This window comes from Pseudoflavonifractor sp. An85 (assembly GCF_002161235.1).
Taxonomy (GTDB): domain Bacteria; phylum Bacillota; class Clostridia; order Oscillospirales; family Oscillospiraceae; genus Enterenecus.
The window spans coordinates 1-1339 of sequence record NZ_NFHE01000095.1; the positions used below are offsets into that span (position 1 = coordinate 1).

At 56.5% G+C, this 1339-nt stretch carries 3 protein-coding genes and 1 pseudogene; all 4 read right to left on the reverse strand.

Annotation, left to right across the window (positions count from 1 at the left end; genetic code table 11):
• Positions 1–131: 131 nt before the first annotated feature.
• A complete protein-coding gene (locus B5G37_RS15375) occupies positions 132–275 on the reverse strand; it encodes a hypothetical protein (protein ID WP_158099446.1) in 144 nt (47 codons plus the stop codon).
• 5 nt (positions 276–280) lie between these two features.
• Positions 281–748 (reverse strand): hypothetical protein, encoded by a 468-nt coding sequence (locus tag B5G37_RS15095; protein WP_143482998.1) that lies wholly within the window; start codon positions 746–748, stop codon positions 281–283.
• Positions 749–767: 19 nt separating this feature from the next.
• On the reverse strand, positions 768–977 hold the full coding sequence (locus B5G37_RS14480) for a hypothetical protein (protein WP_087258953.1): 210 nt from the start codon (positions 975–977) through the stop codon (positions 768–770).
• A gap of 6 nt (positions 978–983) precedes the next feature.
• Positions 984–1339: pseudogene (locus B5G37_RS15380) on the reverse strand (hypothetical protein); the annotation flags it as partial.

Below are 1339 nucleotides of genomic sequence, written 5' to 3' on the forward strand. Positions count from 1 at the left end.
TGGTGTGGGCTGGCTTTTGCATGCCCAAAACGCTGCGGAAGTTCCACATACTGGATTCGTTTTTGCTGTTGAGAGTAAAAAAGGATGTGCCACAAAACTTACGTTTTGCGACACATCCTCCGATTCCGGCGTCAACCCACAGTGAGGATGCCGCATGGAATCAGAATCACAGCCGTGATGAGTAGAGGGATGAAGTCATGATGGTCGTCCATGAACATGGAGGCGATGAGAAACAGCATGGCGATGATGCCGGTGATGGGGAGAACCCAGTCCATATCCGTCACTCCTCCGATTCCAGAAGGTGGATAAGTTCTTCCATGATTCCCGCCACGTCCTCAAGGGAGGAGGTGCGGATACTCCGGTGCCCGCAGCATTCACATTCGCGGGAGCCTTCATAGGTGAGCGCATCGCAGCAGTCCCAGATACCGGCGGTGGTCGGGTCGATCTGATCCCACACCTCGCCGGTGGTGGGCGTCAGTTCGGGATGCTGCGCCAGCATCCGTTCGACGGCCTGATCGTAACGGGAGCGTTCGCCCTCCGTCACCGCCTTCAGATCGAGCAGACAATCCCGCATCGCGGGGAGTACGGTGCGCAGCCTTTCCAGAAGCCGCGTGCGTCGCGGGCTTTCGATGCCGGAGGAAAATTCATCATTGAATGTTTCGCAAAGCTGAATCTCGTCAAGACGCTCCCGCAGTTTTTCCGGATCATTGCCGCACGGGGACGTGCTTGAATGTATGGTTACGCCCATTCCACACACTCCATTCGTATCAGAAGATCGTATTGCAGAACCAGACCAGAAACAGGCACCATGCCGCAAGCACCAACAGGCACCAGACAGCCAGCACCGCGAAACCAGCCCATACCGTGTGGGTTTTTATGCACAGCCTTACGCATGGGCCGATCATCCAGCCGACGGCCATGGGGACACCGAACAGGGTTCCGATGATTGCGACAAGCAGGAACACGGTCATCCCCATGCCGGATCACCTTACATCATCATGGGGAAGCAGTGTGGAACCAACATGCGGGTACGGTCCCTTGACGATGCTGAGCAGCAATTCACCAGCCGTGCGCCTTCGATGGATGCTCCGGTAATGCATGTCCGAATCTTTCCCGAAGGCCCGGCGCAGACGAGACCAGTCCGACGTGGGAACGAGCACCGCCGTGCAGTCATCGGGGATTCGATGTTCGACGCGGAGCCGTTCGGCCAGATCGGGCACAGTGACCAGATAGTTTTCATCACCCTCGAAGGTCAAACCATGTCCGCTCTCGAAATCAGCAATGCAGGATTTTATCTCATAGAACTCGAACGTCCCCAGTTCCAGACTCGACGGTTCCA